The following is a 17,366-nucleotide window of genomic DNA, read 5'->3' as shown; positions in this document are numbered from 1 at the left end:
ATGGATGTTGCAAACGCTATGGGTTTTCCCACCACGGATTTTCAATCACATGAAGCTAAGAGATTTTCGTATCGGCTGGCGCGCGCTGGTGCAGGAGCCGGCCTACACGCTGGCGGTGGTGCTGGGCCTGGGCGTCGGCCTGGCCGCGTGCCTGCTGCTGCTTGGCTTTGTGCGCTACTCGATGGAGTACGACGCCCATTTTCCGGATGTGGACAGGGTCTACGTCGTCAAGCAGCATTTCAACGTCGATCCGACGTCGCCCCTACAAGAGGTGGTGCCGATGTTCCTGCGCGAGCCTGCGCTGAAGACGCCAGGCGTGGCAGGCGCCGTGGTCTACATCCCGGCGCGGCCGGAGATCACGCCGCTGACGGTACGGATCAATCGCAATATCTTCGCGGTGCGCGGCCTGACCGTCATGCCAGGCTTTGCCGAGATGCTTGGGCTGCGCGCGCTGCAGGGCAACCTGGCGGATGCGCTGGACAAGCCTGACCGCTTTGTGGTCACCGAGGCCGGCGCGTTGCGTCTGTTCGGCACGACCAACGCGGTGGGTCGCACCATGCTGGCGGAGGGGAACACCGTGCAGGTGGGCGCCGTGGTGCCGACGCCGCCGGCCAACACGACGATCCCGTTCGAGCTGCTTTTCGGCGTCAACTCGTTGGTGGCCGGGCCGGATATCCGGCATGAGATGCTGACCGGCGAGCATGGCTGGATGGGCAAGATGCTGCTGCGCCTGCAGCCCGGCGCCTCGCTGCCGGCGATCATCGACCGTTTGCAGCAAGTGGTCGACAGCGCGCCGAGCATGCAGAATTTTTCGCCGGAGACGCGCGCCCGCCTCGGCAAGCGCAAGGCGATTGAGCTCACCATGTCACCGCTGCGCGATGCCTATTTTGATTACAAGATGGAGAACAGCTTTGTATCGGCGCCCGGCGACAGGGCCAATCCTGCGCTGGTCGCCGCCCTGGCGGTGCTGGCGGTGGTGATCCTGACCATGGCGGCGATCAATTACGTCAACCTGAGCATGGTCCGCGTGCTGCGGCGCCAGCGCGAAGTGGCGATGCGCAAGGTGCTCGGCGCCGGCGTGGCGCAGCTCATGCTGCTGTTCCTGCTCGAATCGCTGCTGGTGGCGCTGACGGCCACCGCGCTTGGATTGGTGCTGGCCTGGCTGGCGTTGCCGGTCTTTTCGCAATTGGTCAACCGCCAGCTCGATGGCCTGCTCTCGTTGCGGAACGTGGTCGCGGCGTTCGGCCTTGGTGGTTTGCTCGGCGTGCTGACGGCGATCTATCCGGCCTGGGTGGCGCTGCGCGTACACCCGACCCAGGTGCTGGCCGGCCGTCCCGACACGGAGTCGCGCGCCAGCATGCAATGCCGGCGCGCCTTGACTGTGCTGCAGGTGTCGGTCGCGATGGGGCTTGCCAGCGTAACGATTGCCGTCGCTTGGCAAACCCATTATGCGATGCACGCCTCGCCCGGTTTTGATCCGACGCCGTTCGTGATTGTCGATATGCCGGAACGGGTCAAGGACAGCGAGCAGGCGCGGCGCTTTTACTCGGCACTGGCGGCGCAGCCAGGCGTGGCCGGGGTGGCGATATCGGAAGATCCGGTGGGCCGGCTCGATTGGGCTTGGACCCATGACATGACGCGTCCCGGCGGGCAGAGCGCGGGGATGGAAATGAAATCGGTCAGCGCGAACTTCTTCGAGCTTTACGGCATCGCGCCGCTGGCCGGACGTTTGTTCCAGGCGTCTGTGGACAAGGAGGATGACCGGGTGCCGGTGGTGCTGAACGCGGTCGCTGCGCGCGAGCTGGGTTTCGCCAGCGCCGAGGCGGCAATCGGCCAGACCTTGCTGTTCAAGGGATTCGAAAATAGGGTGATCTCCAAGCGCATCGTCGGCATCGCTCCGGAGTTGAGATTCCATTCGCTGCGCGACAAGCCGATCGCGACGGCCTATGAACTGTGGACGGCGGGGACGGTGTTGAGCGTGCGTGCAGCGACGGATCCGGCGGCCGTCGAGCGCAGCGCGCGGGCGTTGTGGCCCAGCTTTTTCCCGGATGCGATCCCCAAGATCATCCGCGCCGGCGATGTACTGGCTGCCAATTATGCGGATGACGCCCGCCTGGCCAAGTTGATGTCGGTCGCCACCGGCATCGCGCTGGCGATCGCCGCCTTCGGCACCTATGTGCTGTCGGCGAACACGGTGCAGCGGCGCGCCAGGGAGATCGTCATGCGTAAGCTGCACGGCGCGCGCGGCGCCGACATTGGCTTGCTGGTGGTGCGGGAAATTGGCATGCTGGTGCTGGCGGCGGCGGTGATCGCGTTGCCGATCGCGGTGATCGCGATCCGCCGCTACCTGTCGCGCTATGTCGAACACGCGCCGATAGGCTATTGGACCTTGCTGTTTGCCCTGTCGTTGACGCTGGTCATCGCCCTCATCGCCATCGCCCGTCACACCTGGATCGCCATGCGCATGGTGCCGGCCGAGGCGTTGCGGACGTAGTCACAACGGGGTCTGACATTCGGACACGAGCTCGGCCCTTGCGGACCGCTACGGTTGAGTTCGTGTCCGAATGTCAGACTTGACCCCGTTTTTTGCCCCCGTTTTACTTTCAGGATAAGGCAAAGTAAAGCCGGAAATAATAAATAATTACTTGGTCATATTTTTTTACAGTGATCTCCAATAATATTTATTATTTTTCGTAAGTGATTGATTTATATGGAATAAAATACTGGAGCGATTCCTGCTTATTCTATTTTTGAAGGAAGGGTTTCTGTTTGCCTTGTTCTTCATTATAAATTTTTACTTCGGAAATTTTAAATAAGAGAGACCATCATGAATGCGAAAATACTGAAGAAAAAAACGCTAGCCGCCGCCATCGGTATTGCGGTTGCAGGATTCGGGGCTGCCGGCAGTGCGCAAGCGACCGCCATAGCGTTTGCTGAAAACATGCTGACAAATTTTGCGATAACGTCGAGCCTGGGATCCAACATTAGCGTGACAGGTACGCCGCAACGCAATACCAGCAACTTTGCGACGTTCACCGGTTTCCCGGGGGCGGTCTTTCAAGACCCTGTGCCGCTGGGGAGCGCTTCGAATGCGCTGGAAGCTTTTTCGGGTACGGGGCCCGTGCCCGGCCAGAACAACTACGTTTTTTTGGCGGGATCCAGTGGCGGTATGGTTGGCTCCCGCGGCGATAGCGATACATCGGCCGGCAACCCGTTCTCTCCCGCCGGAGTTCCCCAAGTGAATAATGTCGCCGAGGCGCGGGTCACCACCGGGGCCGGTAAAGCGGGATCGTCGGGAGGGATGAATACCGCGAACGCCGCCATCGCGTTTTCTTTTGTGCTGACGGGCCCGGGCCGCATCACCTTCAATTTCAGTGACGCATTCCGGTATTACGCGTCCACCACCGCCAACGGCGAAGGCGCGCAGGGCACGATTGCGAACATCTTCACGATTAACGATGCTGCCGGCAATACGGTCTTCAACGACAGCCAGCCAGTGCTCAACGTGAATTGCGCTTCCAACAGCGGTGTGCCCAGCGTTTGCGACTCGGGTCCGCTCAGCGGAACGTTCTCGGACACTTCGGGACTGCTGAACGCCGGGAATTACACCGTCAGCCTGCTGACCAGCAGCGCGGCGACTGTCACATCGCTGGCGGCCGTGCCGGAACCGGCCACCCTGCTCTTGCTCGGCGGCGGCTTGGGCGCGATGGCGTTCGTGCGGCGCCGTAGTGCGGCGCATTGCTAGCCGCATTGCTTGCCTCACTACTGGCATATCCGGCTAAAAATCCGGGATTTTCCGGATTTTTCGCCGGTGCGGGATACCGCGGCGTTTCCGCGCTTACTGCATCTGTCGTTCATCCTGCCCGAGGGCGAACTTCATCGCACGCAGCTTGAGTTCCGTTTCCGCGAATTCGCTTTCCGGTTCCGAATCGCCAACGATGCCGCAGCCAGCGAATAAGGATGCTTCATTATTTTTCACCAGTACAGAACGTAGCGCCACAGCAAATTCTCCTTGTCCATGCGCGTCCATCCATCCCACCGGCGCCGCAAACCAGCCGCGATCGAGCTGCTCGTGGTTGCGCAAATACGTCAGCGCCGTCGAGCGTGGAAGTCCGCCGACGGCAGGGGTGGGATGCAGCGCAGCGACCAGGTCGAGCACATGGGCGTCGCTACGCAAGCGCCCGGCGATCGGGGTATACAAATGCTGTACGTTTTGGAGTTTAAGCAGGACCGGCTGCGAGGGGATGTCCAGATTCTCGCAGTAGGCATCCAGCGCGTTGCGCAACATTTCCACCACCAGCGCGTGCTCGTGCCTGTCCTTGTTACTGTTCAGCAGTTGCTCGCCCAGCAGTTGATCTTCCTGGACAAAACGGCCCCGGCGGCAAGTGCCGGCGAGCGCGGTGACGTCCACCGTTTTCGCGTGCAGCCGCACCAGCCTTTCTGGCGTGGCGCCCAGGAAGCAGCTTTCTCCCCGCGAAATAGCGAACAGGTAGGCCTGCGGGTAAATGTCTTGCAGCCTTTGCAAGGCGTGCCTGACGGCGAATGGCCGTGTGCCGACCGCTTGTACTTCCCGCGCCAGTACCACTTTCTGGATGGCACCGCCGCGTATGGTGGCCGCCGCATCCCGCACCAGCTGTTTCCATTGCGTGGGAGGCAGGACGTTGCGGTAATGTAGCTGATCCGGTGTGCTTGCCACTTCCGCATCCGGTTCAGTGCGGCCAAGTATATGCTGCCAGAGCTGTTCCAGCCGCGCCGCTTCCGTCGCCGGCTGCTGGTCCGCCTCGACGATGATATTCACCGTCAAATAGCTGGCGTCCAGCGCTTTCGTTAATTGCAATTTCGGAAGTATCAACGAGGCATCCGCGAACCCGTGCCAACGAGACGTCCTGGTCTGTTCTGGATCGAAAGAAAATCCGCCACAGAGCATGGGGCCGGCGTTCAGTTCGCCTGCCGGCTTGTCGATCAAGGCCCCGTCCAGCAAGGTGCGCCAGGCGGCAAGGACTTGCGCAAACCTGTCCTGGCCCTGGCCTTCGAGCACCCGGGCGGCATCGACACCGACCATCGCGAAGTTGGCTGTTTCCTGCGTCCATAAAAACGTCGGGCTTGCTGAAGTACGGGCGGCGTCGAACACCTTGATCGGATCGAAAGCGTCGATGCGCTGGGTTACGCTGACCAACACCGGGCGGCCTGCCGCTTTTGCCCGCTCATGTCCCGCGTCCAGCGCCTGTCTTAGGTTGCCGCGATCCAGGGACAAGCCGCGCGCTGTCGATCGATAATAGAGTATCTGTTCATTGATAAACCAGGCTATCAGTTCGCGAAATATTCTTTCGATAAAGTCCGGCTCAAGTCCGGCTTTCACGGCCCACATGCGTCTTGGCGGTATCATCGCCGCCACCCGCTCAGGCGCTGGTATACTTTTTTCATCGGCCTTGAATGCCGATGCGGCTTTGACGTAATCGAGGCGGCTGCCAAGCGCGGCAATAATCTGCGAATCCAGCCGGTCAATCTCCGTGCGTACATCGTCCAAACTCTGACATTCTTTTGGAAGTTTCATGTTGACTATTCCAAATCAAGATGAGTTGACATAATCAGTACCGCATATACTGTTATCGGTAGGGGTTAGACGGGCCCGATCGTAGAAAGTTCCGATCGAAGGTCTTGATTGTTTAGTCAGTGTGTCCTCAGCGTTGCCCTACAAGCTGGCCAGACTCTTGAATTGCGCGGCGCGGCGGCGCGAGACTTCCACCATCAAGGCGTCGCGCAGGGTCAGGTCCAGGCCGCCGGCCTCGTTGGGGGCGGCGCGTTCGACGTAGTCCAGGTTGACGATATGGCGCCGGCTGGCGCGGAAGAAGCGTTGCGGATCCAGACGTTCCTCCAACTGGTTCAGCGAGCGCAGCATCAGCGGCTTGTGGCGGTCGAAATACACGCGGGTATAGTTGCCGTCCGATTCGAACAGGCGCACATCCTGCAGGGCGACGAACCAGCAACGCTCGCCGTCCTTGATGAAGAGTTTCTTTGCCGCCACCGGCGCGACGGCGCTGATGCCGGCCGCCGCGTATTCCAGCGCGCGCCGGCAGCGTAGCGCGCAGCGCTGCAGCGCCGCCGCCATGCGCGTGGCCTGGATCGGCTTTTGCAGGTAGTCCAGCGCGTTCACTTCAAAGGCTTGCAACGCGTACTGGTCGAACGCCGTGGTGAAGATCACCTCCGGCGCTTCCTCCAGCGCGGCCAGCATGTCGAAGCCGCTACCGCCCGGCATCTGCACGTCGAGGAACACCAGGTCCGGCTTGAGCGCGGTGATCTGCTGGATGCCATCGGCCGCGTTGACCGCCTCGCCGACGATTTGCACTTCAGGGTGTGCCGCCAGCAAACGGCGCAGCTCTGCGCGCGCCAGGCGTTCGTCGTCGATCAGCAATGCGCGCATCAGGCGGCCTCCGGCAAGGTCATCGTGGCGCGTACCCAGCCACTGTTTTCAGTCAGATCCAGGCTGGCGTTGGCGCCCAGCGCCAGCGCCAGGCGCTTGCGGGTGTTGACCAGGCCAACCTTGGTGGAATTTGCAAACGGCAGGATGGCGCCCAGGTTGGCGATCTCGATATGGATCTTGCCGTCGTCCATGCGCTGCGCGCGGATGCGGATCTCGCTGCCCGTGGGGCTGGTCTCGACGCCGTACTTGACGGCGTTTTCCACCAGCGTCTGCAAGGCCATCGGCGGAATGCGCACCTGGTCCAGCCCCAGTCCGATGTCCACGCTGACCCGCATGCGTTCCTCGAAGCGGATTTTTTCAATCGCCAGATAGGCCTGCACGGCTTCGATTTCCGCCGCCAGCGGCACCGTGTCGTGCTGGCCCGATTGCAGCGCGTAGCGCATCACGCTGGCCAACTGGTCGATCATCTGTGCGGCGGCGTTCTGGTCTTCGTAAATCAGCGCACGTACGCTGTTCATACTGTTAAAGAAAAAATGCGGATTGACCTGCGCCTGCAAGGCGCGCAGCTCGGCATCCTTGGCGCTGATCTCCAGCCGCAGCGCCTCCTGTTCGAAGCGGTTGGCCCGGCGCAGCGACTGCACCGCCATGTAGAAGGTGTTCCACACCAAATAGACGCCCCACCAGAACATCAACACACCCGGCACCCAGGCCAGGCCGTGCACTTCGCCCATCGGTTTGATGACCAGATAGCCTATCGTCTGCACGCCAGCGTGAAGGGCGCCCAGTACCAGGATGGCGACCGCCATCATCTTCCAGCTGATTCGCACGCCATTGCGAATCTGGCGCTTGAGCAGCCGGTGCCAGACATCGGAAATCAGCAGCCCGGCCACCACGCCCCAAGCGGCTATGGCATATAGGCGCGGTGTGTGGTTGGCGCCCGGACTCATGGTCAGCATCAGCAGCGGCAGGAAGTTCCAGCCGGCGAGCTGGCACAGCCAGTACCAGTTCAGGCGCGCGAGCAGTGGACGGTCGTTGGTCATGATGGGTTTATTTTAAAAAGTTGTCGATGCGATCATACATCCAAGCCGGATCGTCGTACATGATGAAGTGGCGGGCGTTGTCGGCCAGTTCCACCTTCACGTTGGGCAGCTGCTGGTACTGGGTCTTGTACAACTGCTCGAACATCGGCTTGGTGCCGTAGTCCTTGTAGGCGATCCAGGAGCCCAACACCAGCGTCGGCGCCTTGATGCGGCTGACTTCGGGGCGCAGGTCTTCGCTCATCATCTCGACCATCGCGTTGGTGACCGTGGCCGGGTCGGACTGCTTGCCCCAGCCGGTGGCGCGATCGATATCTTCCTGCTTGGTGATCATGGAGCGCAGGGTTTTCATCTGGTTGCTGCGCTTTGCTTCCGCGTCCATGGATTCCATGCGAGCCCGCATGCCTGCCGCCATTTCCTTCATCTGCGCGCCGGTAATGCTGGGCATCTGGATGGCCGCCAGTGCCGGCAGCGTATCGACGATGACCAGGCGGCCTACCTGGTCGGGATGGTCCACGGCCAGCTTCATGCCCAGGAAGCCGCCCAGGCTATGGCCGATGACGATGGGATGGTCGAATTTATTGGCGGCGATGTAGTCGCTCAGTTGCTGCTCCACGGCCGGCAGCAGCGGTCCTTCGATGGCGGGCACGCCGGCGAATCCGGCCAGCGTGACGACGTGGCACTGGCGGCTGCCGCAGTAGTGCGCGACCGTGCCGTTCCACACTTCGCCGGACGAGGCCAGGCCGGGGATCAGGATCACGGGTTCACCCTTGCCGGTCACTTCGACCTTGAAGGCCGGATGAGCTGCGGCTGCGGCAGTGCCGGCGGCGACGGCCGGTGCTGCGGCGTAGGCCAGCGCCAGGCTGGCGGCGATGGTGGCGATACGTTGGATGAGCGAGCGTTGCATGGTGACCTCCTTGGTTGTGACGTTGTGTCAAATAAGTGAGGCCATGCTATCGAACCGGCATCGCGCCGACGACGGCTACTGGATGAGCGGTTTTTTGAAAGGATGAACGGTAGTTGGGCAGTACCGCCTTCCTAACCGGCTTCGGCGCGCAGCTTGCGCCACAGCGTGGTGCGGCTGATGCCGAGATAATCGGCGGCGGCGTCACGCCGGCCGCCAAAGCGGGCCAGCACATCGGTGACGCTTTCGGAGGGCGCGCGGGGCGGCGCAAGCGCCAGTGGCGGCGCGCCGGCTGCCAAGCCGATGGCTTGCGCACCGGCGCCGGGCAGGGCGCTGGTGCGCGTCGCCAGTTCCGGCGCCACGCTGAGGACGAAGGGCGGGGTCAAGGCCTGCAGGGGCTCGGCGGCCAGGAACAGCGCCAGGCGCTCGGTCAGGTTGCGCAGTTCGCGCACGTTGCCGGGCCAGTCGTAGCGTTGCAGCAGCGGAGCGCAGGTCGCCATCTCGGCGTGCAGGTTGGGATGCGGGCGCGCGCCCAGCGAGGCCAGTGCGTTCTTCAGCGACCATTCGGCCAGCGTCATCACGTCTTCCTGCCGCGCGCGCAATGGCGGCAGCGACAGGCGCAGCACCGCCAGCCGGTAAAACAGGTCGGCGCGGAAGCTGCCTTCGCGCACGCGCTGCTCAAGATCGCAGTGGGTGGCGCTGATGATGCGCACGTTGACGGCGATCGGCCGCGTGCCGCCCACCCGCACCACCTCGCGTTCCTCCAGCACGCGCAGCAAACGGGTTTGCAGCGTCAACGGCATTTCGCCTATCTCGTCGAGGAACAGCGTGCCGCGGTTGGCCGCTTCGAACAGCCCCGCGTGGCCGCCGCGCCGCGCGCCGGTGAAGGCGCCTTCCTCGTGACCGAATAGTTCGGACTCCAGCAGCGATTCCGCAATCGCGCCGCAATTGACGGCGACGAAGGGCCGGTTCTGGCCCAGCGTACGCGGGCTCTCGCGATGGATGGCCTGCGCCACCAGCTCCTTGCCGCAGCCGGTTTCGCCTTGTATCAGCACGGTCGCCGGCGATTTCGCATACAGCACCACGGACTGGCGGAGCGCCTCCATCGCCTCGGAATCGCCGCGCAGGTCGTTGATGCCGTGCTTGGCGCGCAGCGTGTCGGCCACCACGGCGCCGCGCGTGCGGCTGCGGTTCGATTCGAGTTGCGTCAGCCGCGCCATCTCCAGCGCATCGTCGAAGGCGTGGCGGATCGAGGCGGCGGAGTAGACGAATACGCCGGTCAATCCCGCCTCCTCGGCCAGGTCGGTAATCAGGCCGGCGCCGACGATGGCCTTGATGCCGGCCGCTTTCAGGTCGTTGATCTGGGCGCGTGCGTCTTCCTCTGTCGCGTAGGTGCGCTGTTCGACATCGAAGCCGAAGGTGCCGGCAAATTCGGCCAGCTCCGGCAGGCGCTCCTGGTAGGTGACAATGCCGATGCGTTCCGATATGCGGCGCGCCCGCGCCAACGCCTGCATCACGTCGAAGCCACTGAACTTGGCGATCACCACCGGCACCGACAGCCGGCCCTTCAAGTAGGCCGCGTTGGAGCCGGCGGCGATGACGGCGTCGCAACGCTCGGTGGCCATGCGCTCGCGGATATGGCGCGCGGCCTCGTCGAAGCCGAGGTTGATCGGTTCGATGGTGGCCAGGTCGTCGTATTCCAGCGTGATGTCGCGGAACAGGTCGTACAGACGCGAGACGGATACCGTCCAGATCACCGGTTTGTCGTTGGCATCGAAGGGCAGGGGAGTGGAGTGGCGCATGTTTCAATTGTAGTTCATCTGTTTCGTTGTTTCAAATTGAAACGTCGTTGAAATATTGGAAATACGTAAATGTTTGATTTATATAGGGTGATGGTCTGGCACGCCCCTTGCACTAGATACCCCAACTTCACTGCAACATTGAAAGGTCTAACATGAGCCAATACTCCGCAGGCGCCGCGTTCCGCAAAGCCGTCCAAGAAGAATCCCCATTGCAGGTGGTCGGCGCGATCAACGCCAATCACGCCCTGCTGGCCAAGCGCGCCGGCTTCAAGGCGATCTACCTGTCGGGTGGCGGCGTGGCGGCGGGTTCGCTCGGCCTTCCGGACCTGGGCATTTCCAGCCTGGACGACGTGCTGACCGACGTGCGCCGCATCACCGACGTGTGCGACCTGCCGCTGTTGGTCGACGTCGACACCGGCTTCGGCGCCTCCGCCTTCAACGTGGCGCGCACCGTCAAGTCGATGATCAAGTTCGGCGCCGCCGCGATGCACATCGAAGACCAGGTCGGCGCCAAGCGCTGCGGCCATCGTCCGGGCAAGGAGATCGTCTCCAAGCAGGAAATGGTCGACCGCATCGCCGCCGCCGTCGATGCGCGCACCGATGAGAACTTCGTCATCATGGCCCGCACCGATGCGCTGGCCGTCGAAGGACTGGACGCCGCGATCGAACGCGCCGTGGCCTGCGTGGAAGCCGGCGCCGACATGATCTTCCCGGAAGCGATGATCAGCCTCGATATGTATAAAAAATTCGCCGCCGCCGTCAAGGTGCCGGTACTGGCCAACATCACCGAATTCGGCTCAACGCCGCTGTTCACCGTGGACGAACTGCGCGGCGCCGATGTGGGCCTGGTGCTGTATCCGTTGTCCGCCTTCCGCGCCATGAACAAGGCTGCGGAAAACGTCTACGGCGCGATCCGCCGCGACGGCACGCAGCAGAACGTGGTCGACACCATGCAAACCCGCGCCGAACTGTATGAACGCATCAACTACCACAGCTTCGAGCAGAAGCTGGATGCACTGTTTGCGGCTCAACATTCCGCACAAAAGAAATAATCAGGAGACCTATAAAATGACCGAAGCTACTTTCAAACCAAAAAAATCCGTCGCCCTGTCCGGCGTCACCGCTGGTAATACCGCACTGTGCTCCGTCGGCAAAACCGGCAACGACCTGCATTACCGCGGCTACGACATCCTGGACGTCGCCAGCACCTGCGAGTTCGAGGAAATCGCCTACCTGCTGGTACACGGCAAGCTGCCGACCGCCGCCGAGCTGAAAGGCTACAAATCCAAACTGCGTTCGCTGCGCGGCCTGCCGCAAGCGCTGAAGTCCGCGCTGGAAGCACTGCCCGCATCGGCGCACCCGATGGACGTGATGCGCACCGGCGTCTCGGTCCTCGGCTGCACGCTGCCGGAAAAGGACGACCACAACGCACCAGGCGCGCGCGACATCGCCGACCGCCTGATGGCTTCCTTCGGTTCGATGCTGCTGTACTGGTACCACTTCAGCCATAACGGCAAGCGCATCGACGTGGAAACCGACGACGACTCCATCGGTGGCCACTTCCTGCACCTGCTGCATGGCGAGAAGCCATCCGAGAGCTGGGTCCAGGCGATGCACACCTCGCTGATCCTGTACGCGGAACACGAGTTCAACGCCTCCACCTTCGCCAGCCGCGTCATCGCCGGCACGGGTTCGGACATCCACTCCGCCATCACCGGCGCGATCGGCGCGCTGCGCGGCCCTAAGCACGGCGGCGCCAACGAATTCGCCTTCGAGATCCAGAAGCGCTACGAAAACGCCGACGAAGCCGAAGCGGACATCCGCAACCGCGTCGCCAACAAGGAAGTCGTGATCGGCTTCGGCCATCCGGTGTACACCATCTCCGATCCGCGCAACGTCGTCATCAAGGAAGTGGCGCGCAAGCTGTCGCAGGAAGCCGGCTCGATGAAGATGTTCGACATCGCCGAACGCCTGGAAACCGTGATGTGGGACATCAAGAAGATGTTCCCGAACCTGGACTGGTTCTCGGCCGTGTCGTACCACATGATGGGCGTGCCGACCGCGATGTTCACGCCGCTGTTCGTCATCTCGCGCACGTCCGGCTGGGCCGCGCACATCATCGAACAGCGCATCGACAACAAGATCATTCGTCCAAGCGCGAACTACGTCGGTCCTGAGGACCTGAAGTTCGTCCCGATCAAGGACCGCAAATAATGAACACCCAATTCCGCAAACCCCTGCCTGGCACCAAGCTCGATTACTTCGACGCGCGCGCCGCTGTCGACGCGATCCAGGCTGGCGCCTGGGCCAAGCTGCCGTACACCTCGCGCGTACTGGCTGAAAACCTGGTGCGCCGCTGCGATCCGGCGACGCTCAACGCCTCGCTGTCGCAGCTGATCGAGCGCAAGCGCGACCTGGACTTCCCGTGGTTCCCTGCGCGCGTGGTGTGCCACGATATTCTCGGCCAGACCGCATTGGTCGACCTGGCCGGCCTGCGCGACGCGATCGCGCTGCAAGGCGGCGATCCCGCGCTGGTCAATCCGGTGGTGCCGACCCAGCTGGTGGTTGACCACTCGCTGGCGGTCGAATGCGGCGGCTTCGATCCCGACGCCTTCAACAAGAACCGCGCCATCGAGGACCGTCGCAACGAAGACCGTTTCGACTTCATCAACTGGACCAAGAAGGCGTTCAAGAACGTCGACGTGATCCCGCCGGGTAACGGCATCCTGCACCAGATCAACCTGGAGCGCATGTCGCCGGTGATTCAATCGGTGGACGGCGTGGCCTTCCCGGATACGCTGGTCGGCACCGATTCGCACACTCCGATGGTCGATGCGCTGGGCGTGATCGCCATCGGCGTCGGCGGCCTGGAAGCGGAGAGCGTCATGCTGGGCCGCGCCTCGTGGATGCGCCTGCCGGACATCATCGGCGTTGAGCTGACGGGCAAGCCGCAAGCCGGCATCACCGCCACCGACACCGTGCTGGCGCTGACCGAATTCCTGCGCAAGCAGAAGGTCGTGTCGTCCTACCTGGAGTTCTTCGGCGAAGGCGCTTCGCACCTGACCCTGGGCGACCGCGCGACGATCTCCAACATGGCGCCGGAATACGGCTCCACCGCAGCGATGTTCTACATCGATGAGCAAACCATCAAGTACCTCAAGCTGACCGGCCGCGATGATGAACTGGTCAAGCTGGTGGAGACCTATGCGAAAGAAACCGGCCTGTGGGGCGAAGCCCTGAAGACCGCCGAATACGAGCGCGTGCTGAAGTTCGACTTGTCGACGGTGGTTCGCACCATCGCCGGTCCGTCGAACCCGCACAACCGCGTGCCGACCTCCGAGCTGGCCGCGCGCGGCATCAGCGGCGTGGTGGAGAACGAGCCTGGCCTGATGCCTGACGGCGCGGTCATCATCGCCGCCATCACCAGCTGCACCAACACCAACAACCCGCGCAACATGGTCGCCGCAGGCCTGCTGGCCCGTAACGCCAACGCGCGCGGCCTGACCCGCAAGCCATGGGTGAAAAGCTCGCTGGCTCCCGGCTCCAAGACCGTGACGCTGTATCTGGAGGAAGCGGGCCTGATGCCTGAGCTGGAGCAGCTGGGCTTCGGCGTGGTCGCTTACGCCTGCACCACCTGCAACGGCATGTCCGGTGCGCTCGATCCGGTGATCCAGAAGGAAGTGATCGATCGCGACCTGTACGCCACCGCCGTGTTGTCGGGTAACCGCAACTTCGATGGCCGCATCCATCCATACGCCAAGCAGGCCTTCCTGGCTTCGCCACCGCTGGTGGTGGCCTACGCCATCGCCGGAACGATCCGCTTCGATATCGAAAAAGATGTGCTGGGCATCGACAGCAAAGGCCAGCCGGTCACGCTGAAGGACATCTGGCCGACCGACGAAGAGATCGACGCGCTGGTCGCGTCCAGCGTCAAACCGGCGCAGTTCAACAAGGTCTACATCCCGATGTTCGCCAAGCAGGAAGACGACGGCATCAAAGTGAAGCCGCTGTACGACTGGCGTCCGCAGACCACCTACATCCGCCGTCCACCGTACTGGGAAGGCGCGCTGGCTGGCGCTCGTCCGCTGAAAGGCATGCTGCCGCTGGCGGTCCTGGGCGATAACATCACCACCGATCACCTGTCGCCGTCGAACGCCATCATGCTCAATAGCGCGGCTGGCGAGTACCTGGCGAAAATGGGCCTGCCGGAAGAGGACTTCAATTCCTACGCCACCCATCGCGGCGACCACCTGACCGCGCAACGCGCCACTTTCGCCAACCCGACGTTGAAGAACGAGATGGTGCGCGACGCCGACGGCAAGGTCAAAGCCGGTTCGCTGGCGCGCGTGGAGCCGGAAGGCAAAGTCACCCGCATGTGGGAAGCTATCGAGACCTACATGGAGCGCAAGCAGTCGCTGATCGTGATCGCCGGCGCCGACTATGGCCAGGGCTCGTCGCGCGACTGGGCGGCCAAGGGCGTGCGTCTGGCGGGCGTGGAGGCGATCGTGGCCGAAGGCTTCGAGCGCATCCACCGCACCAACCTGGTGGGCATGGGCGTGCTGCCGCTGGAGTTCCTGCCTGGCGTGAACCGCCTGACGCTGGCGCTGGACGGCACCGAGAGCTACGACGTGATCGGCGAGCGCACCCCGCGTTCGACGTTGACGCTGGTGGTCAACCGCCGCAACGGCGAGCGCGTCGAAGTGCCGGTGATCTGCCGTCTGGATACGGCGGAAGAAGTGTCGATCTACGAAGCGGGCGGCGTGCTGCAGCGCTTCGCCCAGGACTTCCTCGAATCCGTGAAGGCAGCCTGATCATGGCTCATACACCGCAAATCAAGATCCCCGCCACGTATATGCGTGGCGGCACCAGCAAGGGCGTGTTCTTCCGCTTGCAGGATCTGCCGGCAGCGGCACAGCAGCCGGGCGCCGCGCGCGACGCCTTGCTGCTGCGCGTGATCGGCAGCCCTGACCCCTACGGCAAGCAGATCGACGGCATGGGCGGCGCCACCTCCAGCACCAGCAAGTCGGTGATCCTGTCCAAGAGCAGCAAGCCGGATCACGATGTCGACTACCTGTTCGGCCAGGTCTCCATCGACAAGGCCTTCGTCGACTGGAGCGGCAATTGCGGCAACCTGTCCGCTGCGGTTGGTGCCTTCGCCATCAGCGGCGGTCTGGTGGACGCAGACCGCATTCCGCGCGACGGCATGGCCGTGGTGCGTGTATGGCAGGCCAATATCGGCAAGACCATCATCGCCCACGTACCGATCACCAACGACGAAGTACAGGAGACCGGCGACTTTGAACTCGACGGCGTCACCTTCCCAGCAGCCGAAGTCCAGCTGGAATTCATGGACCCGGCGGCGGAAGAAGAGGGCGCTGGAGGCTCCATGTTCCCGACCGGTCAACTGGTCGATGAGCTGGTCGTGCCCGGCGTCGGCACGATGAAGGCGACTATGATCAACGCCGGCATCCCGACCATCTTCGTTAACGCGGAAGATATCGGCTACCTCGGCACCGAACTGCAGGATGCCATCAACAGCGATCCAAAAGCGCTGGCACGCTTCGAACTGATACGCGCCCACGGTGCGTTGCGCATGGGCCTCATCAAGCACATCGACGATGCGGCCACGCGCCAGCACACACCCAAGGTGGCCTTCGTCGCCAAGCCGGCGCCGTACACCTCGTCCAGCGGAAAACAGGTCGCCGCCACCGACGTTGACCTGCTGGTACGCGCGATGTCGATGGGGAAGCTGCACCACGCGATGATGGGCACGGCCGCCGTGGCTATCGGTACCGCTGCGGCGATACCGGGTACGCTGGTGAACCTGGCAGCGGGCGGCGGCGCGCGCGATGCGGTGCGCTTCGGCCACCCATCCGGCACCTTGCGGGTTGGCGCGGAAGCGACGCAGCAGAACGGCGAGTGGAGCGTGACCAAGGCGGTCATGAGCCGCAGCGCCCGCGTGTTGATGGAAGGTTGGGTACGCATCCCCGGCGACACGTTCTAAGCTGAACACACCATAACGGAGGAGAAATGAATTACGCTGATTTTTATCAGCGCTCTATCGTCACGCCTGAACCGCTGGTGCGTCAGCCAGGGCGACCAGCCCGCGCTGATCGCCATTTCCACCGAAACCAATACGGAGCGTAGCTACTCGCTCAACGAACTGCGCACCGAGGTCGAACGCTGCGCCGCGATGATGCTGGCGCTGGGCGTCGGCCGTGGCGATCGCGTGTTGATCTACATGCCGATGATCGCCGAAGCAGCGTTTGCAATGCTGGCCTGCGCCCGCATCGGCGCGATCCACTCGGTGGTGGCCGGAGTTCATGCGCAAGTACGACCTGTCGTCGCTGCGCACCCTGTACCTGGCCGGCGAACCGCTGGACGAGACCACGTCGCAATGGATACACGACGAGCTGCGCGTGCCCATCATCGACAACTACTGGCAGACCGAAACCGGCCATCTCCGCTGCGGTCTTCCTGAACGGTTACGATGGCCTGATCTACGCCATCGGCTTCCTGGTCGGCTGGCCGGTGATCACCTTCCTGATGGCGGAGCGCCTGCGCAACCTGGGCCGCTTTACGTTTGCCGACGTCGCCGCCTACCGCTTCAAGCAGGCGCCGATCCGCATCTTCTCCGCCTCCGGCACGCTGGTGGTGGTGGCTTTCTACCTGATCGCGCAGATGGTCGGCGCGGGGCAGCTGATCAAACTGCTGTTCGGTCTTGAGTACTGGATCGCGGTGGCGCTGGTCGGCTCGCTGATGATGATCTACGTGCTGTTCGGCGGCATGGCCGCCACCACCTGGGTGCAGATCATCAAGGAGGTGATGCTGCTCGGCGGCGCCACCTTCATGGCCTTCGCCATCGCCGCTTCGGCCAACTTCCCGGTGCTGTTCATGTCGGTGTTGTGGAAGAACTGCACCACCCGCGGCGCCACCATGGGCGGCTTTATCGGCCTGACCACCGCCGTGGTGCTGACCGTGGTGTCGAAATCGGTCTGGGTCGATGTGCTGGGTCATGCCGACGCGCTGTTCCCGTACGCGTCGACCGCGCCGGCTACGAGGCGCAGGAGATGCGCTCCGAGACCGGTATCGGAGCCGCTGGAGCCGCCGCGCACTGATCTAATTGTCAAGTGATCGGATGACGACAATGCCCGGCTCTCCGGGCATTGTCGTTTTTAGGGCCGCCGCTCTGCGCGCGCGAT

11 protein-coding genes and 3 pseudogenes are annotated in these 17,366 nt (G+C 63.0%); 9 read left to right on the top strand and 5 right to left on the bottom strand.

Going from position 1 to position 17,366, the window contains the following annotated elements; all coding sequences use genetic code 11:
- The first annotated feature begins 49 nt into the window (after positions 1-49).
- Both AC07OK_RS25910 and AC07OK_RS25905 read left to right on the top strand, forming a co-directional pair.
- The gene (locus tag AC07OK_RS25910; protein WP_494692956.1) at positions 50-2,494 is read left to right on the top strand and encodes an ABC transporter permease; all 2,445 of its coding nucleotides are present in this window, start codon (positions 50-52) and stop codon (positions 2,492-2,494) included.
- A gap of 333 nt (positions 2,495-2,827) precedes the next feature.
- Positions 2,828-3,745: an EDSAP-1 family PEP-CTERM protein gene (locus tag AC07OK_RS25905; protein WP_494692955.1), complete on the top strand. Its 918-nt coding sequence runs from the start codon at positions 2,828-2,830 to the stop codon at positions 3,743-3,745.
- A 93-nt stretch (positions 3,746-3,838) separates the two neighbouring features.
- Here the strand turns inward: AC07OK_RS25905 and AC07OK_RS25900 are convergent, their stop codons facing one another.
- The 5 genes from AC07OK_RS25900 to prpR all read right to left on the bottom strand — a co-directional run bounded on the left by AC07OK_RS25900 (position 3,839) and on the right by prpR (position 10,164).
- Positions 3,839-5,554, bottom strand: coding sequence for an isochorismate synthase (locus AC07OK_RS25900; protein ID WP_494692954.1), 1,716 nt, complete (start codon positions 5,552-5,554; stop codon positions 3,839-3,841).
- Positions 5,555-5,692: 138 nt separating this feature from the next.
- On the bottom strand, positions 5,693-6,421 hold the full coding sequence (locus AC07OK_RS25895; RefSeq protein WP_494692953.1) for a LytR/AlgR family response regulator transcription factor: 729 nt from the start codon (positions 6,419-6,421) through the stop codon (positions 5,693-5,695).
- On the bottom strand, positions 6,421-7,461 hold the full coding sequence (locus AC07OK_RS25890) for a sensor histidine kinase (protein ID WP_494692952.1): 1,041 nt from the start codon (positions 7,459-7,461) through the stop codon (positions 6,421-6,423). The genes AC07OK_RS25895 and AC07OK_RS25890 overlap by 1 nt, the downstream gene beginning before the upstream one ends.
- A gap of 7 nt (positions 7,462-7,468) precedes the next feature.
- Complete coding sequence (locus tag AC07OK_RS25885) at positions 7,469-8,365, bottom strand: alpha/beta fold hydrolase (RefSeq protein WP_494692951.1); 897 nt, start codon at positions 8,363-8,365, stop codon at positions 7,469-7,471.
- Between the two features lie 131 nt (positions 8,366-8,496).
- A complete protein-coding gene (prpR, locus tag AC07OK_RS25880) occupies positions 8,497-10,164 on the bottom strand; it encodes a propionate catabolism operon regulatory protein PrpR (protein ID WP_494692950.1) in 1,668 nt (555 codons plus the stop codon).
- 152 nt (positions 10,165-10,316) lie between these two features.
- On the opposite strand from prpR, the gene prpB reads away from it, so the two are divergent.
- From prpB to AC07OK_RS25845, 7 genes and pseudogenes are all read left to right on the top strand, one after another.
- Positions 10,317-11,216 carry a methylisocitrate lyase gene (gene prpB / locus AC07OK_RS25875; RefSeq protein WP_494692949.1) on the top strand — a complete coding sequence of 300 codons (900 nt, stop codon included), beginning with the start codon at positions 10,317-10,319 and terminating at the stop codon, positions 11,214-11,216.
- Positions 11,217-11,232: 16 nt separating this feature from the next.
- A complete protein-coding gene (prpC, locus tag AC07OK_RS25870; protein ID WP_494692948.1) occupies positions 11,233-12,378 on the top strand; it encodes a bifunctional 2-methylcitrate synthase/citrate synthase in 1,146 nt (381 codons plus the stop codon).
- Positions 12,378-14,975 carry a Fe/S-dependent 2-methylisocitrate dehydratase AcnD gene (gene acnD / locus AC07OK_RS25865; RefSeq protein ID WP_494692947.1) on the top strand — a complete coding sequence of 866 codons (2,598 nt, stop codon included), beginning with the start codon at positions 12,378-12,380 and terminating at the stop codon, positions 14,973-14,975. The genes prpC and acnD overlap by 1 nt, the downstream gene beginning before the upstream one ends.
- Positions 14,976-14,977: 2 nt before the next feature.
- Positions 14,978-16,168, top strand: coding sequence for a 2-methylaconitate cis-trans isomerase PrpF (gene prpF, locus AC07OK_RS25860; protein ID WP_494692946.1), 1,191 nt, complete (start codon positions 14,978-14,980; stop codon positions 16,166-16,168).
- A gap of 90 nt (positions 16,169-16,258) precedes the next feature.
- Positions 16,259-16,483: pseudogene (locus AC07OK_RS25855) on the top strand (AMP-binding protein); the annotation flags it as partial.
- A 4-nt stretch (positions 16,484-16,487) separates the two neighbouring features.
- Positions 16,488-16,574: pseudogene (locus tag AC07OK_RS25850) on the top strand (hypothetical protein); the annotation flags it as partial.
- A gap of 49 nt (positions 16,575-16,623) precedes the next feature.
- Positions 16,624-17,282 (top strand): annotated as a pseudogene (locus AC07OK_RS25845) (sodium:solute symporter family transporter); the annotation flags it as partial.
- Positions 17,283-17,366: the final 84 nt, after the last annotated feature.

The sequence above is a fragment of the Duganella sp. GW821-FHT07G03 genome, assembly GCF_059418605.1.
The sequence above is the reverse complement of the archived record's forward strand: the minus strand, read 5'-3'. Positions and strand labels throughout refer to the sequence as shown.

Excerpts from the sequence above, each read along its gene's own strand:
- AC07OK_RS25910 (WP_494692956.1), top strand. The coding sequence starts at position 50 with ATGAAGCTAAGAGATTTTCGTATCGGCTGGCGCGCGCTGGTGCAGGAG.
- AC07OK_RS25905 (WP_494692955.1), top strand. The coding sequence starts at position 2,828 with ATGAATGCGAAAATACTGAAGAAAAAAACGCTAGCCGCCGCCATCGGT.
- AC07OK_RS25900 (WP_494692954.1), bottom strand. The coding sequence starts at position 5,554 with ATGAAACTTCCAAAAGAATGTCAGAGTTTGGACGATGTACGCACGGAG.
- AC07OK_RS25895 (WP_494692953.1), bottom strand. The coding sequence starts at position 6,421 with ATGCGCGCATTGCTGATCGACGACGAACGCCTGGCGCGCGCAGAGCTG.
- AC07OK_RS25890 (WP_494692952.1), bottom strand. The coding sequence starts at position 7,461 with ATGACCAACGACCGTCCACTGCTCGCGCGCCTGAACTGGTACTGGCTG.
- AC07OK_RS25885 (WP_494692951.1), bottom strand. The coding sequence starts at position 8,365 with ATGCAACGCTCGCTCATCCAACGTATCGCCACCATCGCCGCCAGCCTG.
- prpR (WP_494692950.1), bottom strand. The coding sequence starts at position 10,164 with ATGCGCCACTCCACTCCCCTGCCCTTCGATGCCAACGACAAACCGGTG.
- prpB (WP_494692949.1), top strand. The coding sequence starts at position 10,317 with ATGAGCCAATACTCCGCAGGCGCCGCGTTCCGCAAAGCCGTCCAAGAA.
- prpC (WP_494692948.1), top strand. The coding sequence starts at position 11,233 with ATGACCGAAGCTACTTTCAAACCAAAAAAATCCGTCGCCCTGTCCGGC.
- acnD (WP_494692947.1), top strand. The coding sequence starts at position 12,378 with ATGAACACCCAATTCCGCAAACCCCTGCCTGGCACCAAGCTCGATTAC.
- prpF (WP_494692946.1), top strand. The coding sequence starts at position 14,978 with ATGGCTCATACACCGCAAATCAAGATCCCCGCCACGTATATGCGTGGC.